The organism is Oceanobacillus rekensis (assembly GCF_002153375.1).
In the GTDB taxonomy this organism is placed as follows: domain Bacteria; phylum Bacillota; class Bacilli; order Bacillales; family Amphibacillaceae; genus Oceanobacillus; species Oceanobacillus rekensis.
The window spans coordinates 95,722-110,326 of sequence record NZ_MTBQ01000008.1 but is presented as its reverse complement, the minus strand read 5'-3'; the positions used below and the strand labels follow the sequence as shown (position 1 = coordinate 110,326).

The 14,605-nt window shown below is 36.5% G+C and carries 11 protein-coding genes; 10 read left to right on the top strand and 1 reads right to left on the bottom strand.

Going from position 1 to position 14,605, the window contains the following annotated elements:
- Positions 1-133: 133 nt before the first annotated feature.
- The 7 genes from BV906_RS17080 (at position 134) to BV906_RS17050 (ending at position 9,144) form a co-directional block, all read left to right on the top strand.
- A complete protein-coding gene (locus tag BV906_RS17080) occupies positions 134-2,605 on the top strand; it encodes an AAA family ATPase (RefSeq protein ID WP_087974838.1) in 2,472 nt (823 codons plus the stop codon).
- Positions 2,583-3,620: a 5-methylcytosine restriction system specificity protein McrC gene (locus tag BV906_RS17075; RefSeq protein WP_087974837.1), complete on the top strand. Its 1,038-nt coding sequence runs from the start codon at positions 2,583-2,585 to the stop codon at positions 3,618-3,620. The genes BV906_RS17080 and BV906_RS17075 overlap by 23 nt, the downstream gene beginning before the upstream one ends.
- Before the next feature lie 372 nt (positions 3,621-3,992).
- A complete protein-coding gene (locus tag BV906_RS17070) occupies positions 3,993-5,078 on the top strand; it encodes a sensor histidine kinase (protein ID WP_087974836.1) in 1,086 nt (361 codons plus the stop codon).
- Between the two features lies 1 nt (position 5,079).
- A complete protein-coding gene (locus BV906_RS17065; RefSeq protein WP_087974835.1) occupies positions 5,080-5,718 on the top strand; it encodes a response regulator transcription factor in 639 nt (212 codons plus the stop codon).
- A 103-nt stretch (positions 5,719-5,821) separates the two neighbouring features.
- The gene (locus tag BV906_RS17060; RefSeq protein WP_087974834.1) at positions 5,822-6,754 is read left to right on the top strand and encodes an ABC transporter ATP-binding protein; all 933 of its coding nucleotides are present in this window, start codon (positions 5,822-5,824) and stop codon (positions 6,752-6,754) included.
- Between the two features lie 12 nt (positions 6,755-6,766).
- Positions 6,767-8,032: an ABC transporter permease gene (locus tag BV906_RS17055; protein ID WP_087974833.1), complete on the top strand. Its 1,266-nt coding sequence runs from the start codon at positions 6,767-6,769 to the stop codon at positions 8,030-8,032.
- Positions 8,029-9,144, top strand: coding sequence for an ABC transporter permease (locus BV906_RS17050; protein ID WP_087974832.1), 1,116 nt, complete (start codon positions 8,029-8,031; stop codon positions 9,142-9,144). Before BV906_RS17055 ends, BV906_RS17050 begins: the two co-directional genes overlap by 4 nt.
- Positions 9,145-9,627: 483 nt before the next feature.
- Here BV906_RS17050 and BV906_RS17045 read toward each other — a convergent pair whose 3' ends face one another.
- Positions 9,628-10,242, bottom strand: coding sequence for a TetR/AcrR family transcriptional regulator (locus BV906_RS17045; protein WP_087974831.1), 615 nt, complete (start codon positions 10,240-10,242; stop codon positions 9,628-9,630).
- Between the two features lie 294 nt (positions 10,243-10,536).
- Between BV906_RS17045 and BV906_RS17040 the strand changes: the two genes are divergently transcribed.
- The 3 genes from BV906_RS17040 to BV906_RS17030 all read left to right on the top strand — a co-directional run bounded on the left by BV906_RS17040 (position 10,537) and on the right by BV906_RS17030 (position 14,474).
- Positions 10,537-12,621 carry an aryl-sulfate sulfotransferase gene (locus BV906_RS17040; protein WP_087974830.1) on the top strand — a complete coding sequence of 695 codons (2,085 nt, stop codon included), beginning with the start codon at positions 10,537-10,539 and terminating at the stop codon, positions 12,619-12,621.
- A gap of 157 nt (positions 12,622-12,778) precedes the next feature.
- Positions 12,779-13,042, top strand: coding sequence for a DnaB-like helicase C-terminal domain-containing protein (locus BV906_RS17035; RefSeq protein WP_281254161.1), 264 nt, complete (start codon positions 12,779-12,781; stop codon positions 13,040-13,042).
- A 703-nt stretch (positions 13,043-13,745) separates the two neighbouring features.
- Positions 13,746-14,474 carry a poly-gamma-glutamate hydrolase family protein gene (locus BV906_RS17030; protein ID WP_087974828.1) on the top strand — a complete coding sequence of 243 codons (729 nt, stop codon included), beginning with the start codon at positions 13,746-13,748 and terminating at the stop codon, positions 14,472-14,474.
- The last annotated feature ends 131 nt before the right edge of the window (positions 14,475-14,605 follow it).

The window sequence follows — 14,605 nt, the reverse complement described above, 5'->3', positions numbered from 1 at the left end:
GTCCCTCATCGCTTTAATACGTTAAAGCGGTGGGGACAGGCACCAATTTTCTAACGCCAATTCATGTAAAGGAAAAGAGGAATCCCGAATAATCTACAACGAAAAGTATTCAAATAATGGAGGTTCTAAAAATATGTCCTATTGGATTTTTCAAGGCAATCCACAGCGTTTTACAATAGATAATGAAAAATATCCTGATCTACATGATATTAATAGTTATGTTAAAGAAGGAAAAATTATCGATTGGAGCATACGACAAAAGCACCATGTAAAAGATGTGAAAATTGGTGATCAAGTATTTATTTGGAGATCTGATGGAGAAGAACGCAATTCAGGAGGAATTATTGCTTTAACGGAAGTAGTAAAAGAACCATTTATAAAATACGATGATGTTCCTAGTGTAGAACTAAAAGTAAAAGAATTCCGATTGTCTGAAGAAGAGGGTATGCTATTAAGACATAAACTTAAAGAATTACCTGAAACGCAGAACCTACTTATAATACGTGCACCTCAAATGACAAACTATAAGATAACTGAGGAAGAATATAATTATATATCTAAATATTGGCATGAACCTAACCAGTTAAATTTGAGTGCGGAAAAGCCACTTATAGAGAAGTATCTTTACTTCTATAAAAATGAAACAGATACTCATTTGACTGAAATAGAATACATTACAGAAAGCTATAAATTCTTCCAGCAATTTAGGGACCCTAATTTCATCAAGAATATGGAGTGGGAGAACTTTCAAAAGATAGGAGATCATGTTAATGCCTATCGTATGGCTATTGCTAGAAGTCGTGCTTTTGGTCGCATGAATGCGACTTTGGAAAAATACCGAGAAAGCTTTTACCACCTCATTCATGGTGAGGATTCTATAGAGGTTCGAATAGATGATTTTTTAAACAACCCGGATTATAAACTATTTGGGATTGGTGTAAATGCTTTAAGTGAAATTCTTGGCAATGTCTTTCCTGAGAAATATTGCTTCTATAATCAGAGAGACCGTGTAGCTGTGGAGAACGAGTTAGGGGTAGATCCACAGTATAGTAGGGGAGATTCCTTCGGTAAAAAGTTTCTTAAGTTTCAAGATGCATTAAAAAAATCTAATATTTCTAGTAAATACGAATCCATCGTTGGTCGACAAACGGAATTACCTATTTTTTATGAAATAGATCAATTCTTTAGTTTTATATTCGAAAGAAGCAAGCAGTCTACAAAAGTGGAAGAAACTGAGCCTCGTTATTGGTTACTCTCCGCGGGTGAAGGTAACTACTTATGGGATAATTTTAAAGAAAAGGAACAAATCTCTATTGGATGGGTAAAACTTGGAGATTTAAGGAAATACAAGGATAAAAGAGAAATATCCGATACACTTAAAGAGTTATATGAGACAGATCATAGCCCAACCAATGATGCTTTGGCAAACGAACAATTTTCCCGTGAGATGAAAGAAAATGATTATGTTCTTATTAAACATGGGATAAAAAAGATAATAGCTTTTGGTGTATTAAAATCTAAGTACCAATATGATCCTGGCAATGGTGAGCATCACTCCTATAGAGAAGTTGAATGGCTACGTGAGGGCGTTTGGGATGTATCTGACTTACCAGTGCATATGAAGACATTGACTGATGTTACTCTTTATGAGGACTATCTTCAAACAATTTTAGAACGAATAGAAGTAAATGAACCAAGCCCACCTTACGAAATTAAAGAAACTGAAGTTGAAGAAGACATTGAACTGTATACAATTGATGATATATCAAGTGATGTTTTTATGGATTTAGAAAAGATTGAAGATGCAATTGAATCCTTGGAGTATAAGAAAAATATCATATTACAGGGTCCACCAGGAGTTGGAAAAACCTTTATTGCTAAACGCTTAGCTTATTTACATATGGAAAAAAAGGAACCAAATAACATAGAAATGGTGCAATTCCATCAGTCTTATTCCTATGAAGAATTTATTAGAGGTTTTAAACCTAATGAGGATGGAAATTTTAAACTTCAAGATGGTTTATTTTATTCATTCTGTCAAAGAGCAGAAAAATACCCTGATGAAAACTTTTACTTCATAATCGATGAAATAAACCGGGGCAATCTTTCCAAAATTTTTGGTGAAGTAATGATGCTCATAGAAGTGGATAAGCGTGGAAAAGAAAATGCGATTAAACTTGCGTACAGTAAAGACGAAACATTTTATATTCCTAAGAATGTATATGTAATCGCAACAATGAATACCGCCGATCGTTCTCTAGCCATTGTAGATTATGCATTAAGGAGACGATTTGCTTTTATCAATTTAGTACCAGGCTTCCATACCGAGGCATTTGGTGAGTATTTAAAATTTAGAGGTATTAGTCAAGGATTTATTGATAGAATTAGAACCTTTATGGATGTTGTAAATTACGAAATTACTAGTGACATTATGAATCTAGGAAAAGGCTTTGAAATAGGTCATAGTTATTTTACTCCAGATGTAAATATTGATGATGAGCAATCATGGTACGAACGAGTAATTCGTCTTGAAATAAGACCTTTATTGGGCGAGTATTGGTTTGACCAGGAGGATAAAGTAAATGATATCATCGAAAAATCCTGAACTTGTACCAATAAAAAATATTTATTATATGCTAGTCTATGCTTGGGATCACCCGCATGAAAAGGATTTTATTTCTGTTTTCGAGGAAGATGAAAAAGATTTACTAAACCTATTGAGTAAGATCCTTCTTATGAAAGTGAAGGCTTTAATTAAGAAAGGGTTTTATAAAGAGTATATAGAGAAACAAGAAGAAGCTGGAATAATTAAAGGGAAAATACTTTTTAAAGAGTCGCTTCAGACATTTACCTATAAAAGGGGTAAACTTCATATTTCAGAGGAGGATATGTCCTATAATATTCCCCATAATCAATTAATAAAATCTACGTTGTATTATTTAGTAGGCCAAGAGGAATTGAAAAAAGAGTATAAAGAAGAAATAATAAATATATTGACTTATTTTGCAGATATCTCTTTAATAAAAGTAAATCTTAGACTATTTAATGAAGTTAACTTACATCGTAATAATCAACATTATCAATTTTTATTAAATGTTTGTAGATTTATTTGGGAGAATGCCTTATTACACGAGGGTAGTAGTGAAAGCCAATTCCAAGATTTTACTAGAGAACACCAACAAATGGCAAGACTGTTTGAAAACTTTATAAAGAATTTTTATCGAAAAGAATTACCGGGTTCAACAGCAAAAAGTGAATCGTTCTATTGGCCTGCAGAGGGTGAAAATGTAAACTACCTACCAAACATGAAAACAGATATATCATTAGAATTTTCTAATCAAAAAACAATAATTGATACAAAATTTTATAAGGATATCTTTGGAATACACTGGGGAAAAGAATCTGTACGTAGTGCACATTTATATCAATTGTTTTCTTATTTGAAGAATGATGAATTTTATTCTGGAACCAAGGCAAATGGAATTTTGTTATATCCTAAAGTAGATCAAACCGTTAATTTGAGTTATCGAATGCATGAATTTGATATAAAAATATTTACTTTGGATTTGACTCAACATTGGAGTAAAATTCATGAGAGGTTGTTGGAAATAGTGAGTTGAATATTTATTAGCGTGAGAGAAGAGGCATTCAACTTCCAATATATTATAGCGAGAAACTATTTTAGATGTAGTCAAAGAGAGAACGCTAGGGGCTGCGTAAAAATGTAGGTAAAACCAAACAAGCAAACAGGAATAACTATATATATAGATTACAACGAGGCATGACAACTTAGATAAGAAGTAGTCATGCTTTTTGTTGAATTAATACAGAGGTCTTGTCGCCAAGACAAAGAAACAGAGTCATTGCACATCCAGCTGTAATGGCTTTTTCTTTGTGTTACATAGTCCATTACAGAATATTCCACTCTGACATTCATACGTTATAATGAAAGAGAATTGAAAATTTCGATAAAAAGAAAGCGGGAGTAGTGTATGAAGATTTTTTGGTTGCGTATAAGCCTATTTAGCTTTCTATGGGCATTCAATATATTAACCGAGAGCGTACGGATACCTATTAGTATTATAATCTTTGCAATAGCTTTCGGTATTTATTTTTTACTGACCATACCGAAAGCTTTGTTGTGGAAATATAGTGGATTACTCTTATTAACGGGAATGCATGGATTATTTTTCGTAGAGGAAATTTCACTTACCGTTCTTCTTCTTTTATATATTGTAATAGATGCAAGCTTCCGCCTAGGAAAGAAAAAGCTTATCATCCTACTTACTGAAGTGGTTTTACTCCTTCTTTTTCTAAGTTATCTGAGGGATTTGTTAACTATCGAAAATATGGTCTTTTATGCTTTTATAGCCTTTTTAGCATTTGCATTAAATCAGAGCTTAAATGAACGTCGCGAACAATATGAAATTTATGAGCAGCTGCTTGGAGAATATCGTACATTAAAGCGACTACATCTTGCAGCAGAGGATCATGCACGTTTAGAGGAAAGAACTAGAATTGCCAGGGATATTCATGATTCTGTCGGACATCGTCTTACGGCGTTAATTATGAGATTAGAAGTGTTATCGATACAAGAGCAAAGCAATGCATATGATGAATTGAAACAGATTGCGAAAGATAGTCTTGAGGATACGAGAATAGCAGTAAGAGCACTAAAAGCTAAGGAAAGTGAAGGAATTACAACAGTCGTTCACCTCATACGCAAGCTAGAATCGGAGAGTCATTTATTAGTTCAATTCACTATAAAGCAGGGTGTGTTGTCTATTCCTGTAACAAATAAGATGAGCGTTGTCCTTTATCGTGTGATTCAAGAAGCACTAACGAATATTATGCGTCATGGAGAAACGCGAGATGCTCATATAACATTAGGAAAATCTGCGATAGGGGATATCTATTTTGAAATAATAAATCCATTACGTGATCCGAAGCCTTTTGTGATTGGGTTTGGTTTGAAAAATATGCGTGAGCGTGTGGAAGAAATGAATGGACAATTAAGCATCTATCAATCAGAGGATCAATTTATTATTTCAGGGATAATTCCGAAAGAGGAGGGGTAATATGTGGCGCGTGCTTTTAGTAGAAGACCAAGCGATTGTTAGACAGGGATTGAAGGTAATTCTGGAACAAGACGAGAAGATAATTGTTACTCATGAGGCATCCAATGGTTTAGAAGCAGTAGAAATTGTGAAGAAGCATCCTTTTGATGTGATTATGATGGATGTTCGTATGCCGAAAATGAATGGGATTGAAGCAACTAAAATCATTCGAAAGCAATTTCCAGACATTAAAATCCTTATTTTAACAACCTTTAATGATGATGAATATGCATATCAGGCTTTAAAACAAGGGGCAAGTGCCTTTCTATTAAAAACTTCAGAGCCGAATAAATTAATTGAAGCCGTTTATAGTGCAATGAAGGGTGGGCTGACACTTGATGATGAAGTCGCAGCGAAAGTAATGCCACGACTGTTGCAAAAAGCAGATAAACCAACACCCGTACTTGCGATTGAACTGACAGAAAGAGAAGTAATGGTTACAAAGCTTGTCGGTGAAGGAAAGACAAATAAAGAAATTGCTAGTACGTTATATTTATCTGTAGGTACGGTAAAAAATCATATTACAACTATTCTGCAGAAAATGGATTTACGTGATCGCACACAGCTTGCCATCTATGCAGTGAAGCATGATATTACATAATTAATTGAATCCAAAAAGTGACGGAGGTCATGTTAAGTTCGTGACCTAAGCCAGTTCCTAATCTTCTGAATTCCGTATAAACTAAGCTTAAGGAGGTGGTCACATGCTCGAGCTTATCGATGTTTCAAAAAAGTTCAAACAGAATGCAGCTGTAAAGAGTATGAATATGTTTATTGAAAAAGGTGAAATTGTCGGCCTGCTTGGCCCGAATGGTGCAGGGAAATCAACGGCAATTTCCATATTATCATCACTTGTAGAACCAACTAGTGGAGATGTGAAATATCAGCAAAAAAGCATCATTAAAAATCCAGTGGCTTTACGGAAAATTATTGGCATTGTACCACAAGAAATCGCTTTATACGAAGATTTAACAGCAGAAGAAAACATGAAGTTCTTTGGAAGAATCTATCGTTTAAAAGGTGAAAAATTAAATATGAAAGTTCAAGAGGTCTTGGAACAAATTGGTTTAAGTGATAGAAGGAAAGACATGGTTAAAACATTTTCAGGTGGTATGAAAAGACGACTGAATATTGGAGTTGCCATGCTTCATGATCCAGAAATCCTTGTTATGGATGAGCCAACCGTTGGTATTGATCCACAGTCACGTCATTATATTTTACAAACGGTCAAGCGACTGAATCAAGAACGCCAGATGACGGTCCTTTACACGAGTCACTACATGGAAGAGGTCGAATTTCTATGTGACCGTATTTACATTATGGATAAAGGGAGTCTTATTGCTTCTGGAACGAAGGATGAAATTAAACGAATACTCGCATCAGAAAATACAATTTCAGTAAAAGCAGATTATTGGAATGATGCATTTATTGAAAAGTTAAAAGCAAATCCTGTTATTCATCAGATGAATGTGGAAGAAAAGGAAATTACTTTCGTTGTTTCTCGTGAGGTTAATATTTTTACGAAACTTGCAAAGCTTGCAGAAGAGACGAATGTGAGTTTGAATGCAGTTGATGTGAAAAATGTCACGCTTGAAGATGTGTTTCTTCATTTAACTGGAAGAGCATTAAGAGATTAGGGGGACTCGGAAATGATTTTGCAAATGATAAAAAAACAAGCATTATTATTGCTGCGAAACCCGATGGAGCTCCTTCTGCTTTTAGGTTTACCGATTTTGTTAATTGCGATTCTCGGGACAGCTTTAGGAAATATCATGGATGGTGGCGAAATAGATCTGCAATTTAAACTAGCAGTGATTGAAAATGAAGCAGAGTCAGAGCAAGTGGCACAATTTATAGCAAAACTTGAATCGGGTAATCTTCCAGAAGAAGTGATTGAAGAATTAAGTAGTACGGCAGCTACCGTTCAACCTGTTGCAACATTAACGGATGTTTTACAAAGTGAAGAATTAGAAGAATTGATTATACTTGAGAAAGTAAGTCCAAATGAATTGACAGAGGTTACAGAGGATGACTCTTACGCTGCAATTATCGAATTTCCAGAAGGCTTCACCTACGAATTACTAAGTCAGCTTTTTCTTGATGAAGGTAGGCCTCCAGAAATGACTGTTTATCATAATGAAGGGGCAGAAATTGCAGGCAATATTGTGGAACAAATTGTCACAGCCTATCAGGAAGAATATACGGTAGGCAGTTTTCTTGGTCGTAATGGCATTGATCCAGAGCAATTAAAGTTACTTTCAACGGATTTTAAGCAGGAGGTTTCTTCGATTAATCAGCATAACCCGGTCAATTCGAAAGCATATTATACGATTGGGATGGTCGTGATGAACGCGCTTTTTATGGCGCCAACAATTGCCAGCATTGCATTTAGGGAAAAACAAGACAATATTTTTGATCGAATGATTCTTGCGGATATTTCTAGATGGGTTTATTTTATCAGTGTTTTATTAACAGGAATGCTCTTTGCATTTATCCAATCGTTAGTTGTTTTTACCTTTGCCTACATTGTATTTGATGTGACGTGGCCAGATCTTGCTGCCTTTTTCATCATTACATTCTTTTTTGCGCTGGCAGTAGGAGGACTGACAACATTACTTACAGCGATAAGTTATCGTATCCATTCAGAGCGGATAATCAGTTTTTTCTCTGGCGTCATTGTTACGATTTTTGCTTTTCTAGGCGGAAGTTTCTTCCCAATTGGTGAAAACTCCGCATTTATACAAAGGCTTGGTGACCTAACACCAAATGGTGCTGCCATGTCAGCATACTTAAGTATCATTCGTGGAGAAGCTATAATGGATAATACAGATCATTTAATCTTCATTTGCTGTTTTGCTCTCGCAGCAATTATTATAGGTGTGCTCACCTTTCCGAAAAGAGGTGCTGCAGCATGAGAGGAATTATACTAGCTAGATTTACAAGCTTCATCCGCAATCCTTGGTTGTTTGCTTTATTTACAGGAATGTCGATTATCTTTGCACTCATTATCGGGAACTTTGGTGCAGGTAATGAGAAAGTCACTGTTCCAGTTTACGGCGATGAAGCATTACAGACGGATACGATTGGCACAGCTCTGGCGGAAAATGAAGTATATAACTTTAAGTGGATGAAAAAAGAGGAGCTTGAAGAAACGATTCGTCGTGGAAATGCAGAAGCCGGTGTGAGCATTGAAGAAGATGGCTACGAAATGATTGTTGGCATTGAATCTCCGAATGTGCAATTAATTGAGCAAACAGTAGCAGCAATTTATACAGATAAAATTCAAGCAGCAAATTTACTTGCGGTATCTGATGCCCAAACAGAAGCAGAGAAAGAAGAATTGCTAGCAGCATTTCAACATGCAAAGGAAGAACCTGTTTTTGAAATAACCAATCAAAGCTTCCATAGTTCAGAGACATTTTTATTTGATAACGGTTTACATTCACTATTTGGCTTTACATTGTTTTTTGTTATTTATACAATCTGCTATAATGTACTGCCGATTTTAATTGAGAAAAAGGCTGGCGTTTGGGATCGAATGATACTTTCTCCAATGAAGAAGTGGGAAATGTATATTGCGAATTTAATTTATAGCTTTTTCGAGGGATATTTACAGGTCGTAATCATTTTCACTGTATTCCGTTTTATTGTTGGAATGGATTTTCAAGGGAAATTCCCGGCAATACTGCTGATAATGATTCCATATGTCTTTGCGATTGTTTCTCTAGCGATTTTCCTTACAGCCCTTGTGAAAAATACGCAGCAATTTAATGCAGCATTGCCAATTGTATCCGTGAGTATGGCGATGATTGGCGGAGCTTTCTGGCCAATTGAGATTGTTCAATCGGAATTTCTGTTAGCTCTATCAAAAATAAATCCATTAACCTATGGGATGGAAGCATTAAATGGACTTGTCATTTACAACACACCACTTGATCAGCTGCTTATGCCGATTAGTATTTTATTGTTAATGGGAGTAATATTCATGGGTGTAGGTATTCATTTAATGGAACGAAGACATGTGTAAGAATGTAATTTTTTTGAACAAGATTTGAACATTTTAGAATACGTTGTGAGGAGAATAAAGGTATTTGTCGTATTGATATGGCAGAGACCTTTATTTTTTTATTCATTGTTTTGTTAGAGGAAAGAGGGTAATGGGTCTGATACGTGATTATTAAAGGAAGTCATTATTTCCAAACACCGGAACTGGCCGACTGGAACGGTGGAACTTGCGTTTGAGAAGGAGTATGGATGGTTTGGGAATGTGGGGTAGCAGTGGTGAAATTCTTTCACACTAAGTAATTTCTCACTATTTTCTTCAACGTAATTAACTAGATTAATGTAGATAAAAGGGTTCGTTCTAAAAAGCTTACACGATTCATTTTATATGTATAAAAGTTGGAAAATGAAAAAACGCCATTCCCTTAAACTGTAAGAGATTGGCGTTTTTGCGCTTTAAATGCCAATGATATTAATTGCTGCGTCAAAAGGAGTATCACTGAAAAAATTAATTGACAATCGCTTTCATAACGATACGTGTTCCTATTTTAGCTAGTTCATCTTCACTCATATTACTTTCTTCCAGTAGGTATCGTGAACTGAGCGAAGGAATGATACTGAAGAACACCTTATATAGATGTGTGGAAGGAATGGACGAATCTAATAGCCCCTCTGATTGACCTTCAATCAGTACGGGCATGAGATGATTCGATAACTTTTCTTGAATATCTTCAATATCCCCTTGCTTACTTTTCAAGAAAACTGGAAGTCCTTCCAAAAATACGAGAGCGCTAAGAGAAAGTTCAGATTCCTTTTGTGAAAGCTTCAGGATGGATATATAAATAATGGATTCTATTTTTTCAAGAAGTGGCCGATCCGACGATATCACCTGATCAATGTTATGAAGGAAATCGGGCAGATCACGGAAAAATAGACAATAAACGATATCTTCCTTCGATTTAAAGTGCCTGTAAAGCGTAACTTTACTAATTCCTACACGAGATGCTATTTCATCCATAGACATACTATGAAAACCCTTTTCCTGCAGTATTTCCTCTGTAACTTGAAGAATATATTCTTCCCGGTTTTGTTGGATTTGTTTTCTAGAAAATGGCCCCGTCATAAACTCATTCCTTACTATTACTTTCTAAGAAGCGTAGTATTCAATCAACTGTTCTTAAAATGTACGACCAGTACAATTTTGTATTAATCCCAGATTACTACACATTTAATTAGATATCAAGGTGCTCACTACCATTGAACTAGTTATAAAAGTGGAAGAGTACTTTTGGATTATTTTTGTTCGTTCATCGTTATATTATTTGATTTGGTTTGATAATTGGATTTAATATATATAGTACATAAGTGAACAGTTAGTACACATATGTGCATAACGGATAAATAGGAGGATGAAACAGTGGTATTTAGAAAAATAATTTTAGCAATCGTTGCTGTAGTATTTATATTTACAGGTACTTCACAGGGATTGGCGGTGGAAGCCCAAGGTAATCCAGTAAAGTCGGGCAATCAGCAGGTTTTAGATAATGTGCCGGACAGTGATTTGCTGGAAATCCAATCGAAGCTGGAACAAGGCATATTGGATGAGTATAAGAAAGGCGATTATTCGCTATCCGATCCATTTGTTATGGAAGACCCGTATGGCTGGTCGCCTTTAACCGCACTTGTCATGTTTGAAACAGATGAGAAATCACAAGTGACCGTTGAGGTAGAAGGGAAGGACGAATATACAAGTGTCAGCCATACCTTTCATGAATCTACAAAGAAGCATCAGGTGCCAGTTTATGGCTTGTATGCTGGAACGGATAATAGGGTAATCATTACGGCTATGGATAAAGATGGAAACGAGAAATCAAAAGTACTGACGATTACAACCGAACCGCTGCCTGAATACGTTCAGGACATTGAAGTGAAAACGGCAGATCCAGAGAAAATGAAGGATGGGTTAACGTTCACGAGTAATATGTTTGCATTTGATTCGAATGGAGATGTGCGCTGGTACATAAATTCGGAAGATTACCAGAAAGATCCGCTTGAAGAACAGAGCTCGATGACGAGGCTGGACAACGGGAACTTCCTCGTACAGACCGATCAGCTTCAGGCGCCCGTTTATTATAAGACTGGCCTGTTTGAAATGGATCTGATGGGTAAAGTGTATAACATTTATACTGTGAACGGACAACATCATGACGCAATTGAGCTCCCCAATGGTAATATTCTCGCACTCGCTGAAAGAGAGCATTCCGAAACGGTAGAGGATTATGCAATTGAGATTCACCGTAACTCGGGTAAAATCGTCAATGAATATAATCTTGGAGAAATTGTTCAAATGGAAGATAGCATTGCCAATGGCCATCATATTGAAGAGGCAATTGAAGGATTTAGTGACGTAATACCAGATGCTTCGGAGGAAGAAATCAGACAGCTAGCGATTGCTTTCAATGAGAAGGATTACCTGCATGTCAATTCCGTTTTCTACAACGAGGAAGACGATTCCATTATCTTTTCTTCCCGTCATCAGGATGCAGTTGTGAAATTTGATAAAAAGACAGGGGAAGTTATCTGGATTTTAAGTGACCCGAACAGAGGAGAGTGGCCGGAAGAGCTTCGGGATAAACTTCTTACGCCTGTAGGAGAAGATTTCCAGTGGCAGTATGCACAGCATGCGGCATCCCAACTGGAGAACGGCAATATCCTTCTCTATGATAATGGAAATGGGCGGACAGAAGATGTGAACGATAATTATTCACGTGCTGTTGAATACAAGATTGATGAAGAGAATATGACTGTTGAACAAGTATGGAGTTATGGACAGGAACGTGGAAGCAAAGATTATACGTCGTTTATTGGTGACACGGATTATCTTGGTGACAACAGCTACTTAATAACATTCGGCGGACATATTACAAATAATGATGGAGAGGTTATCGGTAATATCTTCTCCCAGACATTACCTGGGAATTATGTGGAAGGAACCATTGTCGAAGTAGTGAACGATGAGGTCGTGTTTGAAGCAGACCTTGGCTATACGTATCGCTCCGAGCGAAATGTATTGTATGTGGAAGAGGAAGAATATGACATTGGCAAGCAAAATGCCAAACGCCTTGGTGAACTTCATAAGACTGCACAGGCAGATATCGACGTTTCACCCGAAGAAGCTGCAGAATTAAACGCTTCAGCTGTTCAATGGGATGAGATTCAGGATGAAGGAAACCTGCTGGCCTTAAAAGGTACAGTCGAAACAAGAACGGATACCAATGATGTGTATGTGGTACTTGATCCGGTGAAAAATGGAGACGCCCTAATCTATCATGCAGGAACCAATGGAAACATTCACATGTCTGTACCGGGTACGATTGATAGACCATACCTGATCAGTAAAACCGGGATACGAAATGGAACGTATTCGATCAATATCCTGGTACGGGATGCAAATGGCAAGGATTATTATACCGAGACAGGATACCACTGGACAGTAAAATAACTATAATAAAACGATCAGCAAGTGCCTGAAATAGGGTTCGCTGATCGTTTTTCTGTCTCATTTATTCAGATATTTACAACTAAATATGAATACCTGTAGTAACATTGGCCAAAAAGTATCTTTGACAAAATGAATAAGTGCTGTCTGCTGAAGGGCCATTAATGGACGGAAATGGCGAACCATGACTTTCTCAAGCGGCGATTATGAGCGGGCAATCCAGGCGATTGGGGTAATTTCCAATTGGAACTTGGAGGTATATGACAAGAAACGGACACTGCTTGTAATCCGTGCCTCTATCCGTAAGAAGCTCCACGATGATCAAGAAGGCAATCACCTTGTCATTATTGATTATTTACAGCTAATCACGCCAGCAAAACAACGGAACCGGAGAGACCTTGAGATTGTTCATCACAAGATTTGATACAATTTCATTGACCATGTTGTTTGACAATAAAGTTGTTTCAATGATTTTATTCTAAATTTTTTTATGAAGAACCGTACGTACGGTGGTGTGAGAGGTAATCACTTCCTTTTACTTGATTGATTTTATCGGTTAATTTTATTGTTGAGATTAATTTGTGGAAAAATGTGGTAAGCATTTGATAAGATTAGTTTTTATTATGATACCAAAGAAGTGAAATAAAAGTAACAATGGAATAGAGATTTCTTGAACAATAATTCTTATTATTGAAGTTTATGGTCTTATCAATGTGAAATAAATCACAGTTAAATCTCCTACAATTGAGATTCTATAAGTCTCCTTTCTCGTTAATGACGTCTTTAACGTCGTTATCAAAATCAACCAAACAAACTCACAAGCCCTGCATGAACGAGTCCTGTTAAAAATACTAAATATGAATGTCTTTATCGGGGCATCTCATTGCATGCTGAAAGATGACTGGCTCCCGGGCTGTGAGGTTGAAATATATGAAGAAGCTTACAGGACAATGATGGAATGATATCGGCTTTAATAACAATCGAAGTACTCATTTAGGTGTTCTATATGTCGCTCCAACAGAATGTCACGAGCTGTAAAAAAGCGATAAAGCTATTATTAAAGCCTTATGATTAACCCCTTCCATTTTTCTTTTTAACACTATAATCTAAAAATAAAGGATGTTTTAATGAGTAAATTCAGTAAATATAGTCTTACAATTTTCATCTCCGTCTTTATGATTTACGTACTATTCGGCTCTTTTTCTAGTACGATCGCGGACTATTATAGTTCCTATGGAGATTTAAAAGAACATGAAGTACTGAATGAAGACTATGAAATCGATTATCAGCAGCGCGGGAGTGATATTAGCGTCACCGCTATCCATGGCGGAGGAATTGAGCCCGGAACCTCAGAGGTAGCAGAAGGTCTGGCGAATCGGATGAATATTTCTTACTACCTCTTTAAAGGAATTAAGCCAACGAACAACATGATTTTACATTTAACCTCTAAGAATTTTGACGAACCGATAGGACGAAGCCTGGTTCAAGATTCTTTGACCACTTTATCAATTCATGGATACCATGATGACCAAGAACATCAACCGATTATATACCTTGGTGGGAAAAATGAAGAATATAGAGAAACGTTACAGGATTCTTTTCAGAAATGGGGATTCCAAGTGGTAAATGCACCTTATAAAGTAGGAGGAAGGAATGTAAACAATATTGTCAATGATAATCAATTAAATGCGGGTGTTCAAATAGAGCTGACAGCAGGATTGCGTAAATCCCTTTTTGAAAACCATGATTGGTCACGGGCAAACCGACAAAATACAACGGAGGTATACGAAAGATTGATTGATGCCCTGGCGGAAGGAACCAATAACTATAGGGAAAAGGAGTCTGCATTTTTGTAATGCTCCGTCTCCTGCCGATACTGGCTTAAATGGATTCAGCCGTCTGGAAAGAAAGCTCCGCGGGTGCATCTTTCTTCTCCAATTCCGCTGTAAGTTCCTTTCTCCACGATTCTGCGTCCTCTAGTTAAATC

Excerpts from the sequence above, each read along its gene's own strand:
- BV906_RS17045 (WP_087974831.1), bottom strand. The coding sequence starts at position 10,242 with ATGACGGGGCCATTTTCTAGAAAACAAATCCAACAAAACCGGGAAGAA.
- BV906_RS17080 (WP_087974838.1), top strand. The coding sequence starts at position 134 with ATGTCCTATTGGATTTTTCAAGGCAATCCACAGCGTTTTACAATAGAT.
- BV906_RS17065 (WP_087974835.1), top strand. The coding sequence starts at position 5,080 with ATGTGGCGCGTGCTTTTAGTAGAAGACCAAGCGATTGTTAGACAGGGA.
- BV906_RS17075 (WP_087974837.1), top strand. The coding sequence starts at position 2,583 with ATGATATCATCGAAAAATCCTGAACTTGTACCAATAAAAAATATTTAT.
- BV906_RS17070 (WP_087974836.1), top strand. The coding sequence starts at position 3,993 with ATGAAGATTTTTTGGTTGCGTATAAGCCTATTTAGCTTTCTATGGGCA.
- BV906_RS17050 (WP_087974832.1), top strand. The coding sequence starts at position 8,029 with ATGAGAGGAATTATACTAGCTAGATTTACAAGCTTCATCCGCAATCCT.
- BV906_RS17055 (WP_087974833.1), top strand. The coding sequence starts at position 6,767 with ATGATTTTGCAAATGATAAAAAAACAAGCATTATTATTGCTGCGAAAC.
- BV906_RS17060 (WP_087974834.1), top strand. The coding sequence starts at position 5,822 with ATGCTCGAGCTTATCGATGTTTCAAAAAAGTTCAAACAGAATGCAGCT.
- BV906_RS17030 (WP_087974828.1), top strand. The coding sequence starts at position 13,746 with ATGAGTAAATTCAGTAAATATAGTCTTACAATTTTCATCTCCGTCTTT.